This is a genomic window from Acinetobacter sp. ANC 4636 (assembly GCF_054454555.1).
The window spans coordinates 80,295-105,527 of record NZ_JBTKVD010000009.1 but is presented as its reverse complement, the minus strand read 5'-3'; the positions used below and the strand labels follow the sequence as shown (position 1 = coordinate 105,527).

Here is a 25,233-nt window from a genome sequence, read left to right as displayed (position 1 = left end):
GATTCAAATTCAACAAGAGTTTCAACTACAAGCATTCAATACATTGCATTTACAGGCAGTTGCTTCGCATTATGTCAAAGTGACGTCTGTGCAAGCATTACAAGACGCTTTGAACTATGCCAGCTCACAGCAGTTAAATGTGCTGATTTTGTCTGGCGGTAGTAATATTTTATTGCCTGAATATGTACATGCCTTGATTATTCATATGGATATTCAGGGAATCGAGGTGCTGGCAGAGGCCGATTCACATATTTCTGTACATGTCGGAGCAGGGCAAAACTGGCATGAGTTTGTATTGTATAGCACGACGCATCACTGGTTTGGCTTACAGAATCTAGCCCTGATTCCTGGGTTGGTTGGCGCATGTCCTGTACAGAATATTGGTGCGTATGGCGTTGAGGTTGGTGAATTTATTGAGCAGGTACATGTATATGACCGTGAGCTACAACAATTAACGCAACTTGCTGCCGAGCAATGTCATTTTTCTTATCGTCATAGTATTTTTAAAGAGCAACCAAACCGTTATGTGATTGTTGGCGTGACGTTTAAGCTACGTAAAACACCAGATTTACAACTGGCATATGGTGATTTACGTCAGGCAGTTGGCGAAGAACAAACCGCAGAAAATCTGCAAAAACAGGTCATTGCCATTCGCCAAAGCAAGTTACCCGATCCAGCAGAATTTCCAAATGTCGGAAGTTTCTTTAAAAATCCGCTCATTTCACAAGCGCAATATCAGCAGCTTGCTCAGTTATATCCTAACTTGCCCCATTATCTGCAAAAAAATGGTGCAGTTAAAATTGCAGCAGGCTGGCTGATTGATCAGGCGGGTTGGAAAGGTAAGCGTTTGGGGGCTGTTGGTATGTTTGCCCGTCAGGCACTGGTTTTAGTCAATTATGAATCGGCTAACTTGACTGATGTACAACAGACTTATCGTGCTGTTCAGGCAGCAGTCCAACAAAAATTTAATATTGTTCTTGAGCCAGAGCCTGTATTGTTTAATGAATCTGGTTTAATTCAATCGCATGTGAGTGTGTAGCGATGACTGATAAACAACATTGGATGATCAGCTTTGTGCGAATGGCTGCTGTGCTATTCGCTTTGCTGGCATGTCTGACAGTGTTGGTATACACCCCATTTTATTCCAAATTTATTGTTTTCTTGTTGAATCGGTTTACCCCTGTTGAAGTCAATACTGTAGCAGCGCGCAGTCAGCAAATGGCGGCCTTAAGTGAGCATGATGATTTAGAACCTGGTTCTGACTTGTGGGTGGCTCGACAAGCGTATTTAAAAGTCATGCAAGAAGCGGCACGACGGCAAGATGCGGCAAGCCTGAATTTGATTCAGGCACGCTATGATCTATTGCAGTCCGAGATTAAGCATAATCAGGAACACGAAGACAGTTTGCAGTCTGACCAGCAGATTGAGCAGGTCATCAAACATAAAAAACATGAGTTACGTCAGGAGCTTGAAGCTGATAATACAAAGCTTGCCAGTGAAATAGCGAGTTTGGATATGCCTGATAATTTGGCACTCATGGACAAATATATTCATTTTTTAAAAACTTTTCCTGTCAATACTCAAGTGAGTCAAGCTGTAAATCAACAGATGTATAGTGAATTACAGCAGGAAAATAACAGCCAGTCTCGTCGTATAGATACAACGCGACCCTCGGCAATTGTTGTTTTGGGTGGTGGTCTAACTTTAGCAAAAAATCGTAAAAATATTGTGGTGAATGATTATACGCGGTTGCGTTTAGAAACAACCTTAGCATTAGAAAAACAAAACAATTTACCAATTGTACTCAGTGGTGTAGAAGCCCCTTATATGCAAACCTGGCTTAACCAGCATGGTGTTTCTGCGAAATTGTTAGAAAATCGTAGTATGAATACCTGCGAAAACACTCGGTTTAGTTCACTATTATTACAAAAGAAAGGCGGAGCACCCAAAGTGATGCTAGTCACTGATGAATATCATATGCCGCGAACTCGGCGTTTATTTGCCATGAATGGGATTGCAACGATTCCAGTCAATGCACCCATGCCGATGCCACTGACCACGTGGAAACCATCGGTACAAAACTATGACCATAGCCGCCGCGCCAACTATGAATTACTTGCCACCATTCGTGATGCAATGTTTGGTGTGAGTGATTGTCGGGAGGTGCCTTAAATGGCTGATATTCCATTCTTAACGCCATCAATTTTAAAACAGCTCAAACTACCTGTACCGAGTCGGGAAATTACATCCAGCTTATTGCCTGTACTCAATTTAAATCGTCCTTATGAGCCTTCGGATGATTTGCTGGCTTATCAGAAACTGTATGGTTTAGATCAATTACAATGTAATCACTGGCAGGGGTATATTGAAATGCCTTTGTTTAAATTACATACTCAGGTTTTTGAGCCCAAAATAACACCTGTACGCGGTACGGTATTTTTGCTACATGGTTATTTGGAACATAGTGGAATTTATCAGCCGATTATTCAGGAAATTTTATCGCAAGGCTTTAGTGTTCTGGTGTTTGATTTACCTGGTCATGGCTTAAGTAGTGGTTCACCTGCCAGTATTCAAAATTTTGATCATTATCAGGATGTTCTCAGCGCTGTTTATCATTATGTAAAAAATGCTGATCAACTTCCGAAACCATGGTTGGGTATTGGGCAAAGTACGGGCGGTGCAATTTTTATGCATCACTTACTGGTATATGCTGAGCAGCGCAAAAACCCATTTGTTGATCGAGTCCTGTTACTGTCGCCATTGGTTCGACCTGCTAAAACGGCATGGTGGCATAATCCTGTTGGGCTGGGTATTATTCGCCGCGTACGCCGTCAAGTGCCGCGCCATTTTCGCCGCAATAACCATAACCCTGAATTCTTGCGCTTTATCCGTTTAACTGACCCATTGCAACCACGCATCATGGGTATGGACTGGATTTTAGCCATGTCGAAGTGGATGCAGGAAATGGAGGACCGTCCAGCTTGTCGCATTCCTGTATGGTTGGCACAAGGTGCGCTCGATCAGACGGTAGACTGGAAATACAATATTGAATTTGTTCGTAAAAAATTCCGCCTACAGACTTTATTGATGCTTGAAGAAGGTTCGCATCAGTTAATCAATGAGCGTGCTGATATTCGTGCTGCGCTCACAGGATTAATTCCTGCATTTTTACATGCCAGTCATAGTCAACTTTACTTTGAATAATCAAAAGTGATTAATGTTTTATAAAATGCTGAGTTCTAAAAAGGACTCGGCATTTTTCATGAAGAAACCAACATACCCCATAATTAGATAGCTTCTTAAAATCGAATGGCGATTTTGCAGTAAATGGTAAATGCAAAGTTAGCCGATAAGGCATTCATGAACTATCGATGATAAAGAACTGGAATGCTTAAAAGATTCTGTCTATTTTTTAGGGATATAGTGTTGGAAAGAACTTAATAAGATAAAAGTAAATAAACATAGCAACCAAGTTAAATGGCGACAAAAAAAGCTGTTGAGTTAACAGTGTTGGATTGTTTGTATTGTGCTTGCCATGGCTGTTTTAAATTAGTGAAAATATCAGTTAACTCGTCAATAAGTTTAGGGGACAAATTCTTATATATTCATTGACTTATGCGAAATTTATTTTTAATTGTCGGTGTGATTTTTGCGATTTTTTATGGATTAAATCGCTTTTCACAATCAAACTCAGGTCAAATACCTCAAAATAACCCGATTGCACAACGTGAACAAAAGCTCGGTCAGTTGGTGTTGTTACAACCATTGAAGCAGCATGATGCTAAGTATTATGAAGAAGCCCTGCAAATTGCTAATTCGGCACAGCCAAATGAAGTCGATACGGCGGTGGCGAGTTCATTATGGTGGTCGTTACGCCGTGTGATTGAGCAACAGGCAGATGATCAGGGACAATATCTTTGGGCACAAGCCTATGTACAACAATTATATGATGCTCGACAAGCAGATCGTTGCTTTTCGATTTCATTTCCTTTGTATAGCAAAAATACACCACAGCAATTGCATGAATTTCTTTCAGAATCAACCCAAAAGCAGTCTGCTGATGCTTTGACTTATATATTGACTCATTCGGGGTCATGGTCTGTGGTTGAGCGTATGCAAACTCCAGCTGCATGGATGGGTATTGCTCAGCATTTGCGTCAAGAATATGGTGCAGACGCAGACATGATTAATCAGGGTGAAGTGGCTACAGATAAACGCAAGCAATGTGATGTGGTGATTCGAGCCTTTGAATATAGCTTGTCTCTACCCGAACAAGAACGTGGCAAAGTACTACGTTGGTTGTTAGACGGACATATTAGTGTGGCTGTATTTTGATTGAATGACGAAAAATAGAGTAATAATATGAATCTCAATATTATAAAAATACCAATTCACTTATGGTTATGTATGATTTTTTCTGTATTACTTTCGGGATGTGTTCGAGTCGATCATGAGCCACATGCTGGAGAATATGGTCAGACTTTAGTGAATTCCATACAGTTGACATCTGAACAGATTGCAGCCATTAACCGTAGTGAAATGCCTCGAATACAGGACGCATTTAAACGCCCGAATATTGCAATTGACTTTCCAACCAGTCAGGAAAATCCTTATCGTTTTGTCATTGTGGTGAAAGGACATGCATTGCAACAAGGCAAAGTGAATATGCGTTGGTTTGGTGGAATTCGCCCAAGTGAAAGTGCTCAATATCATCCTCAAGTATTTGCTGGTGAAGATGATCATCGTTATAAGATCAATGAACCAGTATTGCTGGTGATTAGTTCAGATCCATTTTCGATTGCTAAAGAAAATTTCAATGTACATTATACAGCGCTGGCGGAACTCACAGAACGTGAAAATTTGGTCGTGGACTCTATACAGCTACAAGTCTGGCAGGGCAAAGGTTCACAATATTCATGGGTACGCTACGCAGGATTTTTTGTAGTTTTAATGATGGCGTTATTACCGATCTACCGCATACTCAATCGCTGATTGATTTAGTGTGACCTAAAGTAAATTTAGGTCACACGCCTGACTTATTCAGCATCTTCGTCAGGTGGTAGTAGCATCAAAATTGAATCATTCAGCAATTGTGCTAAATCCACCAAAATTTCTTCTGAAGCAAATTGCTGATTCAATTCAAAACATTGACCATCGGCAATTGCTGCCAAAGTTTCAGCAAATTCAGGTGAAATACACAATGCTTCACCATTGCCCCAAAACAGTGTTTCATCGTCCTGTTGTTTGTAGAGTAAGCGTGAAGCAGGTTCGAGTTGCAGCAAATAGCCTTGATCAAGCACAGCTTCTAAATCAGCCACTTCAATTTCGTCAGGTTCAGGCACATTGTCTGGGTACTTAGGCTCGCTCATGAGTGACATGATGGCAGCGTCAAACAGAGGTGAATCTTGTAATTGGGAGAGAACTTGTTGCTTAAGGTAGTTGAGTTCTTCTGCATCAATTTGACCGACACGGTGAGGTAGTGTGCGCTGAATATCTGCCAATGGGTTTTTGAGTAGTGCATTGTCGGCAAACTGGTCACTGACGCGATCCATCATATTCGCGACATTTGGCATACGGAAACCAAATGAGAATGTTAAGCAATCATCTTCTGCGACACCATAGTGAGACAAACCTGGTGGTACATATAACAAGTCACCTGGTGCAAGCACTTCATCAAAATTGATGTCCATATCTGGTAACAGTTTCAGCGGCTGATTAGGTACAAAAGCCGTATCTGCATCGCACATTTGTCCAAGCTGCCAACGGCGATGACCATAACCTTGTACCAAGAACACATCATAAAAGTCGAAGTGTTTGCCGACTGAACCGCCTTTAGGTGCATAAGACACCATAATGTCATCGCGACGCCACTGTGGAATAAAGTTGAATTGTTGCCAAAGTCCCGCCAAATCCATTGAATAATGATCAACGGCCTGAACCAGCAGTGTCCATAATTTTGGCATTTTCTGGAAATCGCTTTTGGCTAAAGGTGAGGATTTCACCGACCACTGGTTTGGGTCGCGATCTTTTTGTTTAATCAAACGTGCGCTGACATTCTCTTCGAGTGCCAGTTCCAAAACATCATCTGGTTCTAAAATGTTAGTAATTTCAGGCAATGCACGACGTACCAGCAGTGGTTTTTTCTGCCAGTATTCATTGAGAAATTGTTCTGCGGTAATACCGCCTAAGATGGTTAAAGGTTGAGACATGCGAGTACCTTTAAAAAATTAAGGAATTTGAATATTGAGTTGACGCAGTAGTTTACACAGTTGAATCATTGGTAGCCCCATCAAAGTGGTTTGATCCTGTCCAGTCATACTGGAAAATAGGCTAATTCCTAGACTTTCACATTTGAAACTGCCCGCGCAGTGTAATGGTTGATCTTTTTCAATATAACGCTGAATTTCGGTGAGGCTGAGTTTTCGGAACTGCACTTGGTAACGTTCAATCAGTGTGTGCTGAAAACCTGAAGCCAGATGTTGCACACTCAAACCTGTACTAAAGTAAACTGTTTTGCCTGAATTGAGCTGTAACTGCTGAATGGCATTTTCAACGCTCAGGGGTTTACCGATAAAGTCCTGTGGTGCAGTTTCACGCCATGCCACCTGATCTGAGCCAATTACAATCGCATCAGGATATTGCTCGGCAATCACACGGGCCTTTTCAAAAGCCAGACGTTTTGCCAAATCATCGGCATGGGTTTCTTGCTGGCTCGATTCATCAATATCGGGAGCGATGGTGAGATAATCCAATCCCAAACGATCCATCAATGCTTTTCGAGTCTGACTGCTTGATGCCAAAATAATCTGAGGTTGTTTCATTAGACGGCAAAATCCATGAGTATGTCGAGTGGAACATAACTCAGCACAGATTGATGGCAAGCCTGTAGTTTGAGCTTAGGTGTATGACCTGCTTCATAGGCTTCCACCCAACGGGTGACACAGATACACCAAAAATCCCCAGGTTTAAGCCCAGGGAAACCAATTTCGGGCAGTGGTGTAATCAGATCATTGCCAATTTTTTGTGAAAAATTCAGAAAGTCCGCGCTCATTTTAGCGCATACCGTATGTTGCCCTAAGTCGGTCGTTGCTGTATGGCAAAAACCATTACGAAAATAGCCCGTAATCGGGTCAAAACAGCAACTTGCCAGTGCATCACCAAAGACGTTCAGGCGGTTGATTTTTGGATCTGGATGAATAGACATACATGTTAATTTTTTTTAAAGATGCTTTATCATAATCAAAACCACATATTTCTACAGCTTTTCTACTAAAGAAGCTAATTTTTTTTTGCATAATCATTTAAAATGGCGCGATTTTTAATTTCCACAAACGCAAAAGAGAGCATTCCATGAATTTTCAGCGCATGACAGACCTTGATTTAACGGAGAAACGCGTCCTTATTCGTGAAGATTTAAACGTGCCTGTAAAAAATGGTGTGATTACCAGTGATGCACGTTTACGTGCTGCGCTTCCAACAATTAAAGCTGCACTTGAAAAAGGTGCTGCGGTCATGGTGTGTTCACACCTTGGTCGACCAGTGGAAGGTGAGCCAAAACCAGAACAATCTTTAGCGCCTGTTGCAGCATATTTAACTGAAGCACTCGGTCAAAATGTACAACTCATCACTGAATATCTAGATGGCGTTGAAGTTCAAGCAGGTCAGGTGGTATTGCTTGAAAATGTTCGTTTTAATCACGGCGAAAAGAAAAATAACCCTGAACTTGCACAAAAATACGCTGCACTTTGTGATGTATTTGTGATGGATGCTTTTGGTACAGCACACCGTGCAGAAGCGTCAACTGAAGGTGTGGCACGTTTTGCCCCTGTTGCTGCTGCAGGTCCTTTGCTTGCTGCTGAACTTGATGCTTTGGGTCGTGCTTTACAAACGCCAGCGAAACCGATGGTGGCGATTGTTGCAGGCTCTAAAGTATCTACCAAGCTCGATGTATTGACTTCACTTTCAACCCTTTGTGATCAGTTGATTGTTGGTGGTGGTATTGCCAATACCTTCCTTGCAGCGGCAGGCTTCAATGTAGGTAAATCATTGTACGAAGCAGACTTGATTGACACTGCAAAAGCGATTGCTGCAAAAGTATCTGTACCTTTACCAACTGACGTTGTGGTTGCTGATGCAACTCAAATCAACTTCGAAGACTTCTTGGGTTCTTTAGCTAATACGCCTGCGGTTGTGAAAAAAGTTGAAGATGTTACTGAAAACGATATGATTTTGGATGTTGGACCAGAAACAGCAGCAACTTTTGCAACATTATTGAAACAATCCAAAACTATTTTATGGAATGGACCTGTTGGGGTGTTTGAAGTCGATCAATTTGGCGAAGGCACAAAAGCCTTATCATTGGCGATTGCAGAAAGTGAAGGTTTCTCAATTGCAGGTGGTGGTGACACATTGGCTGCGATCGATAAATATAACGTTGCATCTCAAATCAGTTATATTTCAACGGGTGGTGGTGCGTTTTTAGAATTTGTAGAAGGTAAAACTTTGCCAGCAGTTGCAGTTTTACTTGAGCGTGCCTAAGCCGATTAGGAGCGTTTTATGAAAAAACAACTGATCATTGCATTGGCGTGTTTTGCATCACTTACGTTCACTGCATGTTCAAAAAAGTCAGAGGAAGCCAAAACTGAGCAGGCATCTGTGATTGTATCAGAAGATGACAAACCAACGACACCTGAACAGCAAGCGCAAATCAATGCTTTAGATAAACCTGTACTGGACGAAAAAAATACAGATGTCAAAGATGCTGATGCGCCAGTTTCCGAAGCAAAAGTCCAATGATTTGTTGATTTTTTAATAAAAGTCCCTGCCTATGCAGGGATTTTTTTTTAAATGATGTTTTTTGATGCTGAATTGCTATTCAGCAACATGTAGAATAAGGCCCACTACCTGGGAGGATACTATGGCACTTATTTCGTTGCGCCAGCTCTTGGATCACGCTGCAGAACATAACTACGGCGTACCAGCATTTAACGTAAACAATCTAGAACAAATGCGTGCAATTATGTTAGCTGCAGATGCAACTAACTCACCTGTTATTGTGCAAGCATCTGCGGGTGCTCGTAAATATGCAGGCGCACCATTCTTGCGTCACCTGATTTTGGCAGCAGTTGAAGAATGGCCACATATTCCAGTGGTAATGCACCAAGACCACGGAACTAGCCCTGACGTGTGCCAACGTTCAATCCAGTTGGGCTTTAGCTCAGTCATGATGGATGGTTCTTTGGGAACTGATGGTAAAACACCAACTAGCTATGACTACAACGTTGATGTGACTCGTCGTGTTGTTGCAATGGCACATGCGTGTGGCGTTTCTGTTGAAGGTGAAATCGGTTGTTTAGGTAGCCTTGAAACAGGTATGGCAGGCGAAGAAGATGGTGTGGGTGCAGAAGGCGTACTTGACCATTCTCAATTGTTAACTTCAGTTGAAGAAGCGACTCAGTTCGTTGCTGACACCAATGTTGATGCCTTGGCAATTGCAGTCGGTACTTCACACGGTGCGTACAAATTTACTCGCCCACCTACAGGTGACATTTTGGCGATTGACCGCATTAAAGAAATTCATGCGGCATTACCAAACACACATCTTGTGATGCACGGTTCAAGCTCAGTTCCTCAAGAATGGTTGAAAGTAATCAACGAATTTGGCGGTAACATTGGCGAGACTTACGGTGTGCCAGTAGAGCAGTTGGTTGAAGCGATCAAACACGGTGTACGTAAAATCAACATCGACACCGACTTACGTTTGGCATCTACAGGTGCGATTCGCCGTTTCTTGGCAGAAAACCCTGCTGAATTTGACCCACGTAAATACTTCGCGAAAACTGTTGATGCAATGAAACAAGTATGTATCGACCGTTATGAAGCATTTGGTACTTCGGGTAATGCTGACAAAATTCGTCCAATTTCTTTAGAGAAAATGGTTGAACGTTATTAATTGAGTCGTTGACTTGATTTTAAAAAACCGTCTGAAAGGGCGGTTTTTTATTTTAAAGTACACTGGCTTTGATCCATATGCTGCATGGACACTGATGAATTGGCAATTAAACAAAACTGATGCAAAAAGCTGCAAGTAGAAACTTAATGTTTCATCGTTGTATCGGTTGGTTATTATCTATAAATCATTGATTTAAAATTTAAAATCAATGATTTTAATCATGCCTTTTTATGTTGGATCATTCAGCAAACCACACCAATATTTTTCGTCCAATGTATCAAAATCCGGATGTGTATACATGAGCTTCATTTTTTTCGCTGCACTATGTAGCGTTGCTGTGTCTATTGTGTTGAAACAATTTAAGCAACTGGATTACTCAGCCTTACAAATGATTGTCTGGAATTATGTTACGGCGAGTATTTTATGCTGGTTGTGGTTTAAACCTGACTTTATGCATCTGAGTTTACAGGCAACACCGTGGTGGTTGATTGGCTTATTGGGAATGTTATTGCCAACAATTTTTTTCTGCTTGGCCAAATCTTTGCAACATGCAGGCATTATCAAAACCGAAGTTGCTCAGCGTTTATCCGTGGTTCTGTCGTTACTGGCAGCATATTTCGTCTTTCATGAGCAATTTTCTAACCTGAAACTATGGGGTGTGGTACTGGGTATTGTGGCGGTACTGAGTTTGATCGCTGCGAAAACACAGGCGATGCCACAAGCACAATCTAGCAAAGCAGGGCTGTTTCTTGCCAGTGTCTGGGTGGGTTACGCACTGATTGATATTTTATTAAAATACAATAGCAGTCTAGGTCAGCAGTTTGCCTTGAGTTTAAATCTGATGTTTATGCTGGCAGGTATTACTTCAGCAGTTTTTGTGAGTCTATCTAAGCAGCAATGGCAACGCAAAAACTTACCAGCGGGCGTGTTACTCGGTGTACTGAACTTTGCCAATATTGCCTTATATGTCCAAGCTCATCAATTACTCAAAGATGCACCTGCGGTGGTTTTTGTGGTGATGAATGTCAGTGTAGTAACGTTGGGCGTACTGAGCGGTTTGCTGTACTTCAAGGAAAAGCCAAATCTAATAACTGTTGTGGGTTTGCTATTGAGCCTCGTCGGCGTGGTGTGTTTAGCGATGAGCATGGCTTAAACTTAAAAGAACCTAAACGATATGATTTCATAAAAGGATGCTAAGTCACATTTCTTTGCTTAATCGAGGTTTTCGCAATTTAGCTTAGCATGATAATCTTACTCGTTGAATAACCCAAAGTTAACATTACAGCACTATGCGCCTTTGCTGAATAACTCAAACTCTTGGTTCAATTGCATCATCAAAGCCGCCAATCGGAAAGGCTCAATTCCTCAAAATCTGTGTGGTCAAAAGCAATTCATCGAATACAATAGAAGTCTGGATTTTTCATCCAGTTAATCTTTAACCTATGATAAATTTTTGTTTAAAAATCTTAAGCTTAACTATGTTTTACCATGCGAATAATGCTATTCTTTGCAGTGATTATTACGTGAAAGTTATTTAATTTATGTATACGGGACTAGATCAAATGATTGATAAGGATCTTGAACGTCAACTCTTAGAGCGAAAGCTAAATTTTCTAAGAAATGTGGTCATCCAGCGGGGTGATAAAATTCAATCACTAAGGGTTTTGATTAAGAAAAAAAATATCACGTTAAGCGATGACGAACTTTTGGAAAGGATTGAATTTTTGCAAGAACAAGTAAAGTATCAAGAATTTTTGGAAAAAAAGTTAGTTGAAATGATTGGATTTATTTCATAAATCATAGTTCATGCTCTTTTTGTTTTTTCCATACAGAGAAATAAGATGGATTGATTGTGATTTATTTATTTTATAAGGTTGAGATAAATTTAAAAAAATATAATCAGGCTAAGAATCTGTAAGGATTGTTGCATCGATGCAACAAACCGTTTTATCTATAACAGTGTAATTTTTCGATGAAAGTTTAGAATATCTATCATCATATAGTTTATTACGAGACAAACAAAATGAATTTCAAAGCATTATCCCTTGGTTTAGCAGTTGCGGTTGCGAGTTCATTGACTGTAGCAGCACCTGTAGCGTATAAAATTGACCCTGCGCATACAGCAACAGTTTTCTCTTGGAATCACTTTGGCTTTTCTACACCAAGTGCAAACTTTTCTGCTATTCAAGGTGTGATTAACGTTGATAACGCAAAACCTGCTAATTCTTCAGTAAACGTAACTATTCCTGTAAGCAGTGTAAACACTAACGTTTCTGCTTTAGACAAAGAGTTTCAGGAAGAAGGCTGGTTCAATGCAGCAAAATATCCAAACATTACCTTTGTAAGTACAAAAGTTGAAACTAAAGATAAAAAACACTTTAACATCACAGGTAACCTGACTGTTAAAGGCATTACTAAACCTGTTGTTTTAAAAGCTGTTTTAAACAAACAAGGTGTTCATCCGATGACTAAAGCTGAAGCGGTTGGCTTTAATGCAACAACCAGCTTTAAACGTTCAGACTTTGGCATCGCAAACTATGTGCCAAATGTTGGTGATTTGATTACTGTAAATATTACAACTGAAGCACAAGCTGCTAAGTAATAGCTTAAAATACAGTGATGTAATTTAAAAAAAGCCCTTGAGATAAGGGCTTTTTTATTGCTCAAAAATTTCAAACTATTTTTATATTAAAAATATTAATACAGTCGATAGGTTCTATTCAGAACAGCTTTTATATATTTAAATGGGTGAGATAATGTTTCAGCACTTCTGCCGATTTCGACATAAGCGCTGGTGCATAGCGCTGGTTATCTTGTCGTAACTGTGGAATATTGATATTGGCTTTACGCAGTTCACAAGTGTGCCCAATTAACCATTTTTCCAGATCTTCTTCTGCTACTTCAATATGAAACTGAAATGCCAGGATATTTTGTCCAATCTTAAATGCCTGATTCGGATACAGTTCAGAGCTTGCCAGTAATTCGGCTTGGGCAGGCAAATCAAAAGTATCACCATGCCAATGTAAAACAGCAGTATTGCCAAGTGCGGCCAAAGGATTATTGCTTGCTTCGGATAGGCTGAGTGAACTCCAGCCGATTTCTTTGGCGTGACCCGCGTAGACTTGAGCACCTAAAGCATAGGCAATCAGTTGTGCGCCAAGACAAATTCCTAAAGTTGGTTTGTTATCGGCAAGCCGCTGTTTTAAACCTGAGATTTCATCGACTAAAAATGGATAATCATCTTGCTCATAAACCCCGATAGGGCCACCCAAAATGATGACTAGACCATCGTAGGCAAGCGCGGCTGATAAATCATCAGCTCCCGCATCAAAATAGCGGACGCGAAAACCATATTGATAAAATACGTCTTCGAGTGCGCCTAAATCTTCAAAGGCAAGATGTTGAATGGCGTAAACTGTTTTGGGTAAATTGGGATGAAGTATTGTTGTCATAATCATAAAAACAGGCGAAGTAAACTAAAAACATAAACAATCAGTGGAAAAAATCAAGTCCATCAAATGTTATTTTTAAAAAGCATTTTATGGGAAAAGACAGGGCATAAAAAAGCTGATCTAAATTAAACAATCATGAATTGTTAGATCTAGATCAGCTTCGAATAAAAAATACAGCGAATCGAGGTTCGCTGTAGAGTGTAGCAAATTCGCTACAAAAGGCTAAATTAGAAGAAACCCATCGCTTTAGTTGAATAGCTTACCAACAAGTTTTTAGTTTGTTGATAATGGTTCAACATGTCTTTGTGGTTTTCACGTCCTATACCTGAACGTTTGTAACCACCGAACGCTGCGTGAGCAGGGTAGATATGGTAACAGTTGGTCCATACACGGCCCGCTTCAATTGCACGACCTGCGCGATAAGACGTATGTGCTGAACGCGACCATACACCTGCACCTAAACCATAGATGGTGTCGTTTGCAATTTTCATTGCATCATCAAAGTCTTTGAATGTGGTTACAGACAATACAGGTCCAAAGATTTCTTCTTGGAAGATCTTCATGTTGTTTTCGCCTTTGAAGATCGTTGGTTCGATATAGAAACCACCTTCTACGTCATGGCGAGGAGAACCACCTGTCAACAACTGAGCACCTTCGCTGCGACCTGTTTCGATGCAACCCAAGATTTTGTTTTGCTGTTGAACAGACGCTTGAGCACCGATCATGGTATCTGTGTCAAGTGGATGACCTGTTTTGATACGTTTTACACGCTCAATTGCTTTTTCCAAGAATTTGTCAGCAATGCTTTCTTGAACAAGTGCGCGAGAAGGGCAAGTACAAACTTCACCTTGGTTAAGCGCAAACATTGCAAAACCTTCAAGTGCTTTGTCTAGGTAGTCATCGTCTTGATCCATAACGTCTTCAAAGAAGATGTTTGGTGATTTACCGCCAAGCTCAAGTGTTACAGGAATAATGTTTTCTGTTGCATACTGCATGATCAATTGACCAACAGCAGTTGAACCTGTAAATGCAACTTTTGCAATACGTGGGCTAGTTGCAAGTGGGCGACCTACTTCAGCACCAAAACCGCTTACAATGTTTAAGATCCCTGGTGGAAGAAGATCTTGAATCAATTCAATGAGAACCAAAATACTTGCTGGCGTTTGTTCAGCTGGCTTCATAACGATACAGTTACCTGCAGCCAATGCTGGTGCAATTTTCCATGCCGCCATCAAGATCGGGAAGTTCCAAGGAATGATTTGACCCACAACGCCTAGTGGTTCATGGAAGTGATAAGCGATGGTATCTTCATCGATTTCAGAAATGCCGCCTTCTTGTGCACGAATACAGCCTGCAAAATAACGGAAATGGTCAATTGCAAGTGGGATGTCTGCAGCAAGTGTTTCACGAATTGGCTTACCGTTGTCCCAAGTTTCTGCTACCGCAAGAACTTCCAGATTTTCTTCTAAACGGTCAGCAATTTTAAGTAATAAGTTAGAACGAGTTGTAGGAGATGATTTGTTCCATGAAGCTTTTGCTTTATGTGCAGCATCTAACGCAAGCTCGACATCTTCAGCAGTTGAGCGTGCAACAGTTGTAAAAACTTTACCATCAACTGGAGAGCTATTTTCAAAATACACGCCTTTTACAGGTGGAACCCATTCACCACCAATAAAGTTCTCATATTGAGATTTGAATTGAACTTTTGAACCAGGTTGATTCGGGTCAAGATAGCGCATGTGAAAATTCCTTTGCTTTATTTTATATCATCTAACAAAAGCATACTGCTTCTGATAAAGTACTTCTGGTACATTACGGATATAATAATAATCATAAATTAGGTTGGAAAAAGGTTGGAATTTGCCAGCTATACAAGGGATATACAAATGTTTACGAAGAAAGATTTATCGCACCACCGCGGTGCGGTAGAGCAGTTAAGGCAGAGCATCTCCTGGTCGCCTCAACAAGCTCAAGAAGTAGGTCAGAGCATTATGAGCTCCTGGCAACGAAGTATTTCTGCATGCATTCCAAAAGAGCGCATGGCTGCACCATTGGTAGACAATACTGCATTCAAGGGCAACACCCTAGCTTCAGCGCTACAACGCTGTGAGGCCGAATTAAGGCACGTTGCACAGCAATCTTCCATGGTGCTGGCTATTGGTGACGTTGGTAGTACCATTGTCTGGACAGCCGCAAGCCGTGAAATGCAGGCTCAGGCTGAGCAGGTACATTTTGTGTCTGGTGGCAAATGGAGTGAAGATGCGGTGGGTACCAATGCCTTGGCACTGTCGCTGAAAACTCGACAGTCATGCTGTGTTTTTTCCAGTGAACACTATATGGAATCGGTGCATGACTGGGTTTGTTATGCGACACCAATTGTTGACCCATATTCAAATCAGTTGCTTGGCGTGGTCGATTTATCCACTACATGGAAAAATCATAATACTTTAGGCGTACTGGCAGTTGAGCGTTGTGCTTCGATCATTCAAACCGCACTGCTCGAACAGCAAAAACAGCGGTTGTATATTCGTGCTTTTTCTGTTTCGCAAGTATTGTTTAATGGCAAAGTCTTGGTACTGACTCCACGCCAATTCGAAATTATGACCATTTTGGCACTTTGCCCACAAGGTATGAATCTCGACAAGTTGCACAGCGCACTCTACGGCGAACGTAAGGTCAGTATGGGCACGTTAAAGGCAGAAATGTCACAGCTACGTGATCTGCTCGGTGGAATGCTTGGTTCGCGCCCATATCGCTTGTTAGCGCAAGTAGAGGCGGATTTCTTGCAGGCAGAGCAAGCACTTGATGCAGGCTATCTAGAATCGGCTTTACGTTTGTATACAGGTGTCTTTTTAGCGAAGACCGAAAGTCCATTTTTATGCTCTTGGCGTGATTGTCTGGAATCCCGTTTAAGTGATGCGATCTTTAAAGCCAAAGATACGGATACGCTGCTGAAACATATTGCACATGTGCCCGATGCGATTGATGCGGTTGAGCGTCTGATTGAGTTATTACCAGAAACCCATCCTGCTCATCAGGTCTTAGAAAAGTATAAAGATTCGTAAGATAAAACCAAATCGAAAAATTTAAACGATAAATAATAAAAACAACAAGCTAAATGAATAACAATAATAATTTTTGCGTTGCTCATGCATCGCATTGTCTTCTTTTGTTTTTAAAAATAAAAAAAGCCCCTCACAAAGCGAACTTTGTGAGAAGCCTATCTGGAGAAAACTTACAGCATTTAAATAAAAGCGATTACAAAGCAGCTTTAAAAATATCTACAACTTGAGCATGCGTTGCTTTACGTGGGTTAGTCAACATACAAGCATCTTTCTGAGCATTTTCAGCCATAACATCAAGATCTTCAGTTTTTACACCAAGCTCAGTCAAGCCTGAAGGAATACCGATAGAAGAAGACAATTCGCGGATTGCAGCGATTGCAGCATAAGCAGCTTCAGTCACAGTTAGACCATGAGTATTTACACCCATCAAGTGCGCAATACGTGCATAACGATCAGGACAAGCAATCAGGTTAAACTCACAAACGTGTGGTAGAAGTACCGCATTACATACACCGTGTGGCAAGTTATAGAAACCGCCTAACTGGTGAGCCATTGCGTGTACATAACCTAAAGATGCATTGTTGAATGCCATACCTGCAAGATACTGTGCATAGCTCATTGCATCACGCGCTTCAAGGTTTTGACCATTGGCAACCGCAGGGCGCAACCATTCACTGATCATGGTAATGGCTTTTTCAGCACAAGCATCTGTAATTGGATTTGCAGCAGTAGAAACATAAGCTTCAACAGCGTGCGTCAAGGCATCCATACCTGTTGCAGCAGTCAAGCTTGCTGGCTTAGCAATCATGAGTTTAGGATCGTCGATTGCAATTAGTGGAGTACAACGCCAGTCTACAATTGCCATTTTAACGTGAGTATCAGTGTTGGTAATGATACAGAAACGAGTCATTTCTGAAGCAGTACCTGCAGTTGTATTGACTGCGATTAACGGCGTCATTGGAACTGTACTTTTGTCAATACCTTCGTAATCACGAATATGACCGCCACCTGCAGTAACAAGGCCAATACCTTTTGCACAGTCGTGTGAAGAACCGCCACCGAGTGAAACGATAAAATCACAACCATTGTCAACGTATTCTTTTACACCGTTGTGTACGTTAATGTCAGTTGGGTTTGGTTCTGCGCCTGGGAAAATATGGCTCTCTACACCAGCATCTGTTAAGTATTGAGCAATTGTGTCTGCTACACCAAACTTAAATAAACCTTGGTCAGTAACAATCAGTGCTTTTTTTGCACCTAAATTTTGCGCTTTAGTTCCGATTTCTTTGGCACAACCTGGTCCAAATAAAGACACGCAAGGGATGTAAAAACCGTTAGTTTGGTCAGCAATATTTTTAAAAGCCATGGAGCGATTCCTTCTTCCATTATTCCATTGTGTTCTTTTGTAGGCGATTAACTTCACCATGTCGCTAGTATTGTTAGCTGCTCTAAAATTTCCTACCTACCAAATACCTACCAACATTTTATTAGGTAGGTTGTCTAATTATATCTTTAATTTTGAATGATTTTATTTTTATTTGTTGCAAAAAACTGAGTAAAAAACTCAGATTTTTACTGGATTTATAAAGTAAAAAAATAACACTTCAAACGGGAAATTTCCCTTATGTTTAGAAACTGGTTAAGCTATGTCAGATTGTTGAGATTTTGATGGGCTTATGAAACAAGAGACGGCGCTGAAACTTTTAAAAGCAGGCGAAAATGTTTTTTTAACGGGTTCGGCTGGTGCAGGTAAAACTTATACACTTAATCAATATATTCAATATCTTAAAATAAGAAAAGTACCCGTTGCTATTACTGCATCGACAGGTATTGCAGCAACGCATATGAACGGTATGACCATCCATACTTGGGCGGGTATTGGGATTAAAGATACGCTGAGTGATGATGACCTAAAGCGTATGAAAGAGCGTAAATACCTAAAAGAGCATCTGGAAAATACGCAGGTGCTGATTATTGATGAAATTTCGATGTTACATGCCAAACAGTTAAATTTGGTCAATCAGGTTTTAAAATATTTTAAAGAAAGTGACGAAGCATTTGGTGGTATACAGGTCGTGGTTGCTGGAGATTTTTTCCAGTTGCCACCTGTCAGTAAAAATGAAGAACGTAACCGTGATAAATTCTGTTTTATGTCAGAGGCTTGGGTTGACGCAAAATTTCGGGTTTGTTATTTGACCGAGCAGCATCGCCAAGATGATGAAACTTTAAACCAGATTTTAAATGCGATTCGGGCGCAGGATTTGCAGCACAATCATATACAAGCCTTGACCAGTGTACGCCAGCAAGATATTGGTGAAACCTTTACCCGTTTGTACACTCATAATCTGGATGTTGATAACTTGAACTTTCAACATTTAAATGCGATTGATGGCGAAAGTCACCAGTTTAATGCGGTGCTTGATGGTAATGAAAAACTGCTGGAAACTTTAAAATCTTCGGTGCGTGCTCCAGAAGAACTGACCTTGAAAAAAAATGCCAAGGTCATGTTTGTTAAAAATAATTTTGACATGGGATATATCAATGGCAGCTTGGGTGAAGTCATTGGTTTTGAAGAAGACGATGAACATGGCTTATTGCCTAAAGTTCAACTGAGCGATGGTTCGATACTTTTGGTTGAGCCTGAAACTTGGTCTGTTGAAAATGATGCAGGCAAAGTGATTGCCAGTTTTCAGCAAATTCCACTGCGTTTGGCATGGGCAATTACCATTCATAAAAGTCAGGGCATGACGTTAGAAGCTGCCGAAATTAACCTGAGTCATACCTTTGAAAAAGGTCAGGGTTATGTGGCACTGTCCCGTTTAAAATCTTTAGAAGGCTTGCGTTTGACGGGGTTTAACGATCAGGCATTGGAACTCGACAGTTTAGCCATAAAAGCCGATCGTCGTTTTCAGGAACTTTCGGAGGAAGCTGAGCAGCATTTTGCCAATATCGATTTGACTGCGCAGCATCAAACATTTATCCGACACTGTGGTGGCACGCTTAATCCCAGTGAAATTGCACGTAATGAACGCAAGTTCGCCAAAAATGCCGATAAAAATAGTTATGCCAGCAGCACTTTGGATGAAACCAAAGAGCTGTTTGAAAATGGCTATGAGATTGTGGATATTGCACAGGAACGTGGCTTGACGCCTGCCACGATTATTAACCATTTGGCAAGATTACATAAAGAGCAGGGGCTTGATATTTCTGTGGCGCATCCTGGAGATGAAGTGGTTGAGCAAGTTCGCAAGATTTATAAGCGCTTGAAAAAAGGACAACGTTCTGAAAACTTTAATGAAGATGGTTCGATTAAGTTGCGTCCAATTGTTGAAGCAACTCAACCGAAAATGGGCTATGATCAAGTAAGATTAGCCTTACTCTTTATCGAATAAAAAGGACAAGCGTATGCCACATTTAGTGATTGGATATTCACGTAACATTCATAACTTGAGTCAGGAAAAACTCCTTAAACATGTGAATCATCAACTGATCGCAACAGGGTTATTTCAAGCGAAAGACCTGAAATCGCGGATTCATAAAGACGAAGTATTTGTGATTGGAGACAATGACGATACTCAAGGTTATATTCATGCACAATTATCGGTGTTAAGTGGGCGAACCGAGGAACAAAAGCAGCAACTGAGTCAAATTTTGCTACAGGCTTTGCTGAGTTTTAAAGATTATGAAGCCTATACACTGTCGGTGCAGGTGTCTGCAGAAATTTTGGAAATGCCGCAAAATCAGTATGCGAAACAAAGTATTCAATATTAATCAATAGGGTGGAGTACGGTCTCCACCCTTTGCTTTTTAGTTTTTATACAATCCTAAGCGTAGCCCTAACATAATAAAAATACTGCCACTCAAATAACGAAATATATATTGCCCACGTGCTGATGTTTTAAATTTCTTTAAAATAAAATCTGCACAGAAGACACAAACTACATCTGCTGAGCTAAAAGCCAAATTGACGATTGTGCCAAGAATCAGAAACTGTAACCAAATCGGGAATGTGGCTTGAGCATCAATGAATTGAGGTAAAAAGGCGAGATAGAAAATAGCAGTTTTGGGGTTAAGGATTTCAACCCAAATACTTTCAGAAAAGGCACGTTGTTGCTGATGGTTCTGTAAATCTGAAGATGGTTTTGAATTACGAGCAAGCAGCAGTTTTAGTCCAAGCCAAATGAGCCAAAGAGCACCACAGATTTTGACTAGTGTATAGGCGATGGGAATAGCATGAAATAAAATCGTCAGACCCATTGCGGCAATCACGATATGGGTGTAACCACCGAAATGAATTCCTAGAGATGCCATGAGTCCTGCCTTGCGTCCGTGAGCAAGAGTTTGTGCTGCGGTATATAACATGGCAGGGCCAGGTAGATAGGCAAAAATTAAGGTGGTGAGCAGAAATGTACTGAGTAATTGTAATGAGGGCATTTTATTCTTCCTGTTATTTTGCCCAAATTCTACACATAAATGCTCGATTTTCTAGCCCAACAATTCAATATCTGCATATTGCACGATTTTCTCAGCATTCAAACTGAACAATTCATCCATAAATGCCACAGAAAATTGCCCAATCAGTGGTGCGCGTTCAGCAGCTAGTTGTCCTGCAATCGAAAAATGTACATGTGCTGCAACGCAAGCAAGCATTGGTGAAGTCACAGAACAATAAGCCGCGATCAATGCACCTAAAGCGCAACCTGTTGCCGTTACTTTAGGTTGTAATGCTGAACCGCCATTGATTTTAATCACTTGACTGGTTTCGTGACTCAAAATGTAGTCGCTTGCGCCCGAGATTGCAACACAGTCACAATGCTGCAATAAATTCTGAGCCTGTGCATAGACAGCATCACTGCTGAGCGTGCTATCTACACCTTTAGATGAACTTTGGTTTCCTGCCAAGGTACTGATTTCAGAAGCATTACCACGAATAACTGTTGGGTGATATTGTAGTAGAACATCGACCATGTCACTGCGCCATTTTAAAACTGTGCTATAGCCGACAGGGTCAAGTACCCACGGTTTTTGATATTGCTGAGCAGTTTGAGCTGAAACTTGCATGGCTTGCATTTGTTGTTCAGTCGGTGTGCCCAGATTAATACTGAGTGCTGAACTAATTTGCGTAAAACTTTGCGCTTCAAACGGGTTATCAATCATGGCAGGCGACGCGCCACAGGCGAGCAAGACATTTGCGGCATAGTTGCTGGCAACCTGATTGGTTATACATTGTACCAGTGGTGTATTTACCTGTAATTTTTGCCAAGCTTCAATCACTTGTTCAATCAAAAATGAGCGTTCAAGCATAAAAATGTCCTGTGAATTTCTTGGTGTTTAATGAGTAAAATAATGATCCTGATGCTGGCATTTGCGGCAGGTCAGTGTTACATAATCTCCTGCATCGTATTCGACATCCAGTTCATTTGAACCGCAGTGCATACAACGTTTGTCAGAGTAAAAATTTAGGCGAGGCTGGATTTTTTTCCAGAGGTGCCAGATAGGTTGGCTAAAAATTCGCTGATCGTAATTGAGAAAACGAAAATATAAAATCTGGCTCATTTTGCTGATGGGTAAATGTTCAGGTCGTGGAAAACTTGGCGTTTCCCATTTTTCAGCAATTGCACGCTCACGATACTGAGTAATGGTTTTTTTCAGGCGATGGGTATTAATAAAGCCGTCATTTCGTGCTGCCAAGGCTTTTTGTTCATGTAAATACAGCAGTGCAGTATGTGCCAAATAAAAAATCTGCTCCAGAGCAAGACTTTCTAACAACCGATAACAGAGCTGTTGAAAGGATGCATGCGAAGTAAACTGGACCTGCCACATCTTACAGATCGACTGAATAAACTGGATAATTTCCTGATAGAGCAATTCATACAATACCGCTTTTACTTCTTCACTACTTTTAAATGGAATACCTAGCGTCAGGTTGAAATAAAACCAATGCCGCAGTTGCTGAGTAATGCTAAACAGGCTCGGTTCGCTATAACCATCCAAACGGATATTTAAATAAAATGAAGTCGGTTCATCACTGGCAGTAGTGGCAGAGAAGATTTGCTCTTTTTGTAGTTGTTTTGCCAGTTGTTGCTGAAAATGATAATTTGGCGAAATATTGGAAAACTTGATTTTCTCCCAGTGAATATATTCATCGTATTGAGAGTCTTCACGCACATAGTCATCAAGTAGTGCAAGTAAAAATAGTTTTTTGAGCAAACTTAGCTGTTCTAGAGAGGGAACAACCAGATCTTTTTTTCGGTATTTTTGCAGTTCTTGTTGACGCGTTTCTTTTAGAATTTTTTTACGTTGCTGGCTACAACGAGCACAGTGACAAGTGTAGTTGCCTGTTGGGAAAACTCTATGTTCACAGTGACTGCATTGATAAAATTGAATGTCTTGATCAAATTGTTCAGCATCTACCCAAAACATGGCCGCATGACAAAGCGGGCAAAGTGTGCTGGCATCAAGTTGTTTATTTAAAACCTGAAACAAGGCAATGACCCATTCAAATAATAGCTGAACCCAAAATTATACACCGCCTGCCATAAAAAATATGCGAAAAAAAGCCAGTCATAGACTGGCTCTAGATAGGGATTATACGGGGCAAGGGAACCTGTCGTCATATTGTCCAAGTTTTTTGGCAACAATCATGGCTTGAACTTTTTTTTGCGGTACTCTGACTTTGCCACAGTCATCGTACAGATTAATAAGTAAAGTCACATCTTGCTCATTGAGAGAAAGCCCTTCACTGGTCATAAATAGGGCGATCACTTGATGCTGAATACCTGCTTTATGTAAGCAGTGTAAGGCTTTGAGGTTTTCAGCACGGTAGATTTGGTCTTTAATCGTCATTGTCGCTGACCTCCTTAAAGAGAACCTCATTCTACTTTGACATAAATTATCTGAATTGCCATGTGAAGAAATGTAAGAATCCGAAAAGTATAGTAATTACAAATGTCAAGATTATTTTTTGAATGTAACGAAATATATTGCATTGTTTTCATTCCCCAGTTTTATTTCTTTTATGTTGATTGGCATAAACTTTAATTTTTCTCAGGGAGTCAAAATCAGGTCTGAATCATGATGTAAGAAGGCAATTAATTTTTTTCTATATATTTTTTATTATAAATAAATATAAATTTCAATTGGTTATTTTATGATAGCTAAAATATATATAATATCTATTATGATAGGCAACCGAATGCTTAACAATAAAATAGGATTAAATCTATGTTGACTACTTTAAAAAAAATGACGTGTGGAATGATGATTCTATTCTGCTGTAAAAGTAGTTATGCGGAATTAAATGCTGAATTGAAACAGAGTATTGGGCAAAACTGTCAAGAAAAATCTGAAATAGCAGCCAACGTGATGACTGAGCGTCAAAGTGGAAAAGAGTTTGTTGAGATGGTACAAACGGCTGCTGCAATGCAAAAAAATGCCGTAACTAATGATCAGCATGCGCTTGCTCAATTTTATGCAGCACTTGCTTTAAAAGTATCTCGTCAACCTGTGGAAAGTAGTAATTCTGCCAAACAAGCAAAAATTGGAGAATTGCGTCAACTTGTTTTAAGTTCTTGTCAGAACAAGCAAATCTAACGATTTGATTCCTTCGTTTTCATCTAACCTGCTTTAATTAAGATTAAAGTAGGTTTTGTATGTCTCCTAAAACATTTATGTTATGCGAGTGAACCGATCTTTTTAATGAGAAATTGCAAATTCAGAGCTTAATAATTTACTTGTACCAAGTTGCTACACCACGATGTCTTGAACATGTTCCACGATGGTGTTTGCTAAAACTGTATGAGCCATCACGACATTTTGCAGAAGCTCCATTTGGACGTTTACCATTTTTACTATGTGCTGGTGAATGGACAATACGACCATTTACATTACGGTAGTGATGATGTTCAACGAGGTTTTGCTCATTGGGTTCGCTATAAGGAACATTTTTAGCAAATGTTGTTGTCGCGAATAATACGATGAATAATAAAGAAATATATTTCATAATAAGGATGTAGGTCTTTGTCGGAACTCTAAAAATAATCTTCCTTATTTTAAAGTTTGTAAACAAAAAATTGGTCGTAATTTACACAAAATGAAATAAATATGCATAAGTAAAAATTAAAAAATTAGTTCTTTATTTTCCAATGAGTTGGTCGACTAAAGGATTTATTTTTGATTCATTGCTTTTGTATTTGGTTGGGTTTAGCAAACCAAATACATGCAATTTGTATTCAGCACCACCTATTTTACTATCCCCCTTATAAAGTCTAAGCTCTGCTTGAGTGAGTATCATCGATAAATCCCATTTTTGGTATGCAACATATTTTATTGAATACTCACAATACGATGGCTTATTTCCTTTTATATATGTTTCTGTAGATATTCCATTATCTTCTAAGCGATTAATAACAATATCCTCAAATCCATTTACAACCACTCTAGGATTATGCTCAATACAAATTTTTTGTATTTTCTCATTTGCATTTAGATTCAAAGGGGTAACTTGTGTTGTTGCGCAACCTGACAATATTAAAGCAGTTAAAATTATGAATTTTTTCATTATAAATCCCTCATCGAAACACGGAATTTATAGCATAATTAATGATCAAATAGAATGTTGTTTAGTTTGGCAGTAATTACCTGAGCTTGTGGTTGGTTTTGACTGGCAGCCATAGCTTTATACTTGTTATTCAGATTGCGGATAGATTGAAGTGTAGCCATCCGAGTCTGAATTTTTCTAAGCTGCCTATATGGCAGTGAATAA

At 40.1% G+C, this 25,233-nt stretch carries 27 protein-coding genes; 15 read left to right on the top strand and 12 right to left on the bottom strand.

Annotated elements, in window-relative coordinates; translation table 11 throughout:
• Position 1: 1 nt before the first annotated feature.
• The 5 genes from murB to ACX1N5_RS11055 all read left to right on the top strand — a co-directional run bounded on the left by murB (position 2) and on the right by ACX1N5_RS11055 (position 4,992).
• A complete protein-coding gene (gene murB / locus ACX1N5_RS11075) occupies positions 2 to 1,039 on the top strand; it encodes a UDP-N-acetylmuramate dehydrogenase (RefSeq protein ID WP_171458171.1) in 1,038 nt (345 codons plus the stop codon).
• A gap of 2 nt (positions 1,040 to 1,041) precedes the next feature.
• Entirely contained in the window at positions 1,042 to 2,172 is a 1,131-nt protein-coding gene (locus ACX1N5_RS11070; protein WP_458802020.1) for a YdcF family protein, read from the top strand.
• Entirely contained in the window at positions 2,173 to 3,204 is a 1,032-nt protein-coding gene (locus ACX1N5_RS11065) for an alpha/beta hydrolase (protein WP_458802022.1), read from the top strand.
• A 411-nt stretch (positions 3,205 to 3,615) separates the two neighbouring features.
• Entirely contained in the window at positions 3,616 to 4,335 is a 720-nt protein-coding gene (locus ACX1N5_RS11060) for a hypothetical protein (RefSeq protein ID WP_458802024.1), read from the top strand.
• A gap of 72 nt (positions 4,336 to 4,407) precedes the next feature.
• Positions 4,408 to 4,992, top strand: a complete 585-nt coding sequence (locus ACX1N5_RS11055) for a hypothetical protein (RefSeq protein WP_458802026.1) — start codon at positions 4,408 to 4,410, stop codon at positions 4,990 to 4,992.
• Positions 4,993 to 5,036: 44 nt separating this feature from the next.
• On the opposite strand, the gene ACX1N5_RS11050 is transcribed toward ACX1N5_RS11055, so the two are convergent.
• From ACX1N5_RS11050 to ACX1N5_RS11040, 3 genes are read right to left on the bottom strand one after another with little or no spacing between them, the layout of a single operon-like run.
• A complete protein-coding gene (locus ACX1N5_RS11050; RefSeq protein WP_458802028.1) occupies positions 5,037 to 6,209 on the bottom strand; it encodes a ribosomal protein uL16 3-hydroxylase in 1,173 nt (390 codons plus the stop codon).
• 18 nt (positions 6,210 to 6,227) lie between these two features.
• A complete protein-coding gene (locus tag ACX1N5_RS11045) occupies positions 6,228 to 6,821 on the bottom strand; it encodes a Maf family protein (protein WP_458802030.1) in 594 nt (197 codons plus the stop codon).
• On the bottom strand, positions 6,821 to 7,204 hold the full coding sequence (locus tag ACX1N5_RS11040; protein WP_458802032.1) for a DUF2237 family protein: 384 nt from the start codon (positions 7,202 to 7,204) through the stop codon (positions 6,821 to 6,823). Before ACX1N5_RS11040 ends, ACX1N5_RS11045 begins: the two co-directional genes overlap by 1 nt.
• Positions 7,205 to 7,350: 146 nt before the next feature.
• Here ACX1N5_RS11040 and ACX1N5_RS11035 point away from each other — a divergent pair, with 146 nt between their 5' ends.
• From ACX1N5_RS11035 to ACX1N5_RS11010, 6 genes are all read left to right on the top strand, one after another.
• Complete coding sequence (locus ACX1N5_RS11035; protein ID WP_004752362.1) at positions 7,351 to 8,538, top strand: phosphoglycerate kinase; 1,188 nt, start codon at positions 7,351 to 7,353, stop codon at positions 8,536 to 8,538.
• Between the two features lie 18 nt (positions 8,539 to 8,556).
• Complete coding sequence (locus ACX1N5_RS11030; RefSeq protein WP_458802034.1) at positions 8,557 to 8,796, top strand: hypothetical protein; 240 nt, start codon at positions 8,557 to 8,559, stop codon at positions 8,794 to 8,796.
• Positions 8,797 to 8,917: 121 nt separating this feature from the next.
• The gene (gene fba / locus ACX1N5_RS11025) at positions 8,918 to 9,952 is read left to right on the top strand and encodes a class II fructose-bisphosphate aldolase (protein ID WP_004752357.1); all 1,035 of its coding nucleotides are present in this window, start codon (positions 8,918 to 8,920) and stop codon (positions 9,950 to 9,952) included.
• Between the two features lie 298 nt (positions 9,953 to 10,250).
• Positions 10,251 to 11,105, top strand: a complete 855-nt coding sequence (locus ACX1N5_RS11020; RefSeq protein ID WP_131381551.1) for an EamA family transporter — start codon at positions 10,251 to 10,253, stop codon at positions 11,103 to 11,105.
• A 409-nt stretch (positions 11,106 to 11,514) separates the two neighbouring features.
• On the top strand, positions 11,515 to 11,748 hold the full coding sequence (locus ACX1N5_RS11015) for a hypothetical protein (protein WP_131381550.1): 234 nt from the start codon (positions 11,515 to 11,517) through the stop codon (positions 11,746 to 11,748).
• A gap of 227 nt (positions 11,749 to 11,975) precedes the next feature.
• The gene (locus tag ACX1N5_RS11010; protein ID WP_004751965.1) at positions 11,976 to 12,554 is read left to right on the top strand and encodes a YceI family protein; all 579 of its coding nucleotides are present in this window, start codon (positions 11,976 to 11,978) and stop codon (positions 12,552 to 12,554) included.
• Between the two features lie 130 nt (positions 12,555 to 12,684).
• Here ACX1N5_RS11010 and ACX1N5_RS11005 read toward each other — a convergent pair whose 3' ends face one another.
• On the bottom strand, positions 12,685 to 13,410 hold the full coding sequence (locus ACX1N5_RS11005) for a glutamine amidotransferase (RefSeq protein ID WP_458802037.1): 726 nt from the start codon (positions 13,408 to 13,410) through the stop codon (positions 12,685 to 12,687).
• Positions 13,411 to 13,631: 221 nt separating this feature from the next.
• Positions 13,632 to 15,143, bottom strand: a complete 1,512-nt coding sequence (exaC, locus tag ACX1N5_RS11000; RefSeq protein ID WP_131381547.1) for an acetaldehyde dehydrogenase ExaC — start codon at positions 15,141 to 15,143, stop codon at positions 13,632 to 13,634.
• A 147-nt stretch (positions 15,144 to 15,290) separates the two neighbouring features.
• On the opposite strand from exaC, the gene ACX1N5_RS10995 reads away from it, so the two are divergent.
• Positions 15,291 to 16,469, top strand: a complete 1,179-nt coding sequence (locus ACX1N5_RS10995) for a helix-turn-helix domain-containing protein (protein ID WP_458802040.1) — start codon at positions 15,291 to 15,293, stop codon at positions 16,467 to 16,469.
• Positions 16,470 to 16,662: 193 nt separating this feature from the next.
• On the opposite strand, the gene mdh is transcribed toward ACX1N5_RS10995, so the two are convergent.
• The gene (gene mdh, locus ACX1N5_RS10990; protein ID WP_045793069.1) at positions 16,663 to 17,835 is read right to left on the bottom strand and encodes an iron-dependent methanol dehydrogenase; all 1,173 of its coding nucleotides are present in this window, start codon (positions 17,833 to 17,835) and stop codon (positions 16,663 to 16,665) included.
• A gap of 310 nt (positions 17,836 to 18,145) precedes the next feature.
• Between mdh and ACX1N5_RS10985 the strand changes: the two genes are divergently transcribed.
• Positions 18,146 to 19,861 carry an AAA family ATPase gene (locus ACX1N5_RS10985; protein WP_458802043.1) on the top strand — a complete coding sequence of 572 codons (1,716 nt, stop codon included), beginning with the start codon at positions 18,146 to 18,148 and terminating at the stop codon, positions 19,859 to 19,861.
• Positions 19,862 to 19,874: 13 nt separating this feature from the next.
• Complete coding sequence (locus tag ACX1N5_RS10980) at positions 19,875 to 20,240, top strand: 5-carboxymethyl-2-hydroxymuconate Delta-isomerase (RefSeq protein WP_116726084.1); 366 nt, start codon at positions 19,875 to 19,877, stop codon at positions 20,238 to 20,240.
• 36 nt (positions 20,241 to 20,276) lie between these two features.
• Here the strand turns inward: ACX1N5_RS10980 and ACX1N5_RS10975 are convergent, their stop codons facing one another.
• From ACX1N5_RS10975 to ACX1N5_RS10960, 4 genes are all read right to left on the bottom strand, one after another.
• Positions 20,277 to 20,903, bottom strand: coding sequence for a LysE family translocator (locus ACX1N5_RS10975; RefSeq protein ID WP_131381544.1), 627 nt, complete (start codon positions 20,901 to 20,903; stop codon positions 20,277 to 20,279).
• A 51-nt stretch (positions 20,904 to 20,954) separates the two neighbouring features.
• A complete protein-coding gene (gene thiM, locus ACX1N5_RS10970) occupies positions 20,955 to 21,773 on the bottom strand; it encodes a hydroxyethylthiazole kinase (RefSeq protein WP_458802046.1) in 819 nt (272 codons plus the stop codon).
• 27 nt (positions 21,774 to 21,800) lie between these two features.
• On the bottom strand, positions 21,801 to 22,892 hold the full coding sequence (locus ACX1N5_RS10965) for a hypothetical protein (protein WP_458802142.1): 1,092 nt from the start codon (positions 22,890 to 22,892) through the stop codon (positions 21,801 to 21,803).
• A 165-nt stretch (positions 22,893 to 23,057) separates the two neighbouring features.
• Entirely contained in the window at positions 23,058 to 23,315 is a 258-nt protein-coding gene (locus tag ACX1N5_RS10960; protein ID WP_004751988.1) for a hypothetical protein, read from the bottom strand.
• A gap of 378 nt (positions 23,316 to 23,693) precedes the next feature.
• Between ACX1N5_RS10960 and ACX1N5_RS10955 the strand changes: the two genes are divergently transcribed.
• Positions 23,694 to 24,062, top strand: coding sequence for a hypothetical protein (locus tag ACX1N5_RS10955; RefSeq protein WP_131389395.1), 369 nt, complete (start codon positions 23,694 to 23,696; stop codon positions 24,060 to 24,062).
• A 136-nt stretch (positions 24,063 to 24,198) separates the two neighbouring features.
• Here the strand turns inward: ACX1N5_RS10955 and ACX1N5_RS10950 are convergent, their stop codons facing one another.
• Positions 24,199 to 24,471, bottom strand: coding sequence for a DUF3761 domain-containing protein (locus tag ACX1N5_RS10950; protein ID WP_131381541.1), 273 nt, complete (start codon positions 24,469 to 24,471; stop codon positions 24,199 to 24,201).
• Between the two features lie 132 nt (positions 24,472 to 24,603).
• The gene (locus tag ACX1N5_RS10945) at positions 24,604 to 25,029 is read right to left on the bottom strand and encodes an Sbal_3080 family lipoprotein (protein WP_131381540.1); all 426 of its coding nucleotides are present in this window, start codon (positions 25,027 to 25,029) and stop codon (positions 24,604 to 24,606) included.
• Positions 25,030 to 25,233 lie beyond the last annotated feature (204 nt).

Bases quoted from the DNA above. Each gene is read 5' to 3' on its own strand.
- ACX1N5_RS11070 (WP_458802020.1), top strand. From the start codon at position 1,042: ATGACTGATAAACAACATTGGATGATCAGCTTTGTGCGAATGGCTGCT.
- ACX1N5_RS11065 (WP_458802022.1), top strand. From the start codon at position 2,173: ATGGCTGATATTCCATTCTTAACGCCATCAATTTTAAAACAGCTCAAA.
- ACX1N5_RS11060 (WP_458802024.1), top strand. From the start codon at position 3,616: ATGCGAAATTTATTTTTAATTGTCGGTGTGATTTTTGCGATTTTTTAT.
- ACX1N5_RS11055 (WP_458802026.1), top strand. From the start codon at position 4,408: ATGATTTTTTCTGTATTACTTTCGGGATGTGTTCGAGTCGATCATGAG.
- ACX1N5_RS11050 (WP_458802028.1), bottom strand. From the start codon at position 6,209: ATGTCTCAACCTTTAACCATCTTAGGCGGTATTACCGCAGAACAATTT.
- ACX1N5_RS11045 (WP_458802030.1), bottom strand. From the start codon at position 6,821: ATGAAACAACCTCAGATTATTTTGGCATCAAGCAGTCAGACTCGAAAA.
- ACX1N5_RS11040 (WP_458802032.1), bottom strand. From the start codon at position 7,204: ATGTCTATTCATCCAGATCCAAAAATCAACCGCCTGAACGTCTTTGGT.
- ACX1N5_RS11035 (WP_004752362.1), top strand. From the start codon at position 7,351: ATGAATTTTCAGCGCATGACAGACCTTGATTTAACGGAGAAACGCGTC.
- ACX1N5_RS11030 (WP_458802034.1), top strand. From the start codon at position 8,557: ATGAAAAAACAACTGATCATTGCATTGGCGTGTTTTGCATCACTTACG.
- fba (WP_004752357.1), top strand. From the start codon at position 8,918: ATGGCACTTATTTCGTTGCGCCAGCTCTTGGATCACGCTGCAGAACAT.
- ACX1N5_RS11020 (WP_131381551.1), top strand. From the start codon at position 10,251: ATGAGCTTCATTTTTTTCGCTGCACTATGTAGCGTTGCTGTGTCTATT.
- ACX1N5_RS11015 (WP_131381550.1), top strand. From the start codon at position 11,515: ATGATTGATAAGGATCTTGAACGTCAACTCTTAGAGCGAAAGCTAAAT.
- ACX1N5_RS11010 (WP_004751965.1), top strand. From the start codon at position 11,976: ATGAATTTCAAAGCATTATCCCTTGGTTTAGCAGTTGCGGTTGCGAGT.
- ACX1N5_RS11005 (WP_458802037.1), bottom strand. From the start codon at position 13,410: ATGATTATGACAACAATACTTCATCCCAATTTACCCAAAACAGTTTAC.
- exaC (WP_131381547.1), bottom strand. From the start codon at position 15,143: ATGCGCTATCTTGACCCGAATCAACCTGGTTCAAAAGTTCAATTCAAA.
- ACX1N5_RS10995 (WP_458802040.1), top strand. From the start codon at position 15,291: ATGTTTACGAAGAAAGATTTATCGCACCACCGCGGTGCGGTAGAGCAG.
- mdh (WP_045793069.1), bottom strand. From the start codon at position 17,835: ATGGCTTTTAAAAATATTGCTGACCAAACTAACGGTTTTTACATCCCT.
- ACX1N5_RS10985 (WP_458802043.1), top strand. From the start codon at position 18,146: ATGAAACAAGAGACGGCGCTGAAACTTTTAAAAGCAGGCGAAAATGTT.
- ACX1N5_RS10980 (WP_116726084.1), top strand. From the start codon at position 19,875: ATGCCACATTTAGTGATTGGATATTCACGTAACATTCATAACTTGAGT.
- ACX1N5_RS10975 (WP_131381544.1), bottom strand. From the start codon at position 20,903: ATGCCCTCATTACAATTACTCAGTACATTTCTGCTCACCACCTTAATT.
- thiM (WP_458802046.1), bottom strand. From the start codon at position 21,773: ATGCTTGAACGCTCATTTTTGATTGAACAAGTGATTGAAGCTTGGCAA.
- ACX1N5_RS10965 (WP_458802142.1), bottom strand. From the start codon at position 22,892: ATGTTTTGGGTAGATGCTGAACAATTTGATCAAGACATTCAATTTTAT.
- ACX1N5_RS10960 (WP_004751988.1), bottom strand. From the start codon at position 23,315: ATGACGATTAAAGACCAAATCTACCGTGCTGAAAACCTCAAAGCCTTA.
- ACX1N5_RS10955 (WP_131389395.1), top strand. From the start codon at position 23,694: ATGTTGACTACTTTAAAAAAAATGACGTGTGGAATGATGATTCTATTC.
- ACX1N5_RS10950 (WP_131381541.1), bottom strand. From the start codon at position 24,471: ATGAAATATATTTCTTTATTATTCATCGTATTATTCGCGACAACAACA.
- ACX1N5_RS10945 (WP_131381540.1), bottom strand. From the start codon at position 25,029: ATGAAAAAATTCATAATTTTAACTGCTTTAATATTGTCAGGTTGCGCA.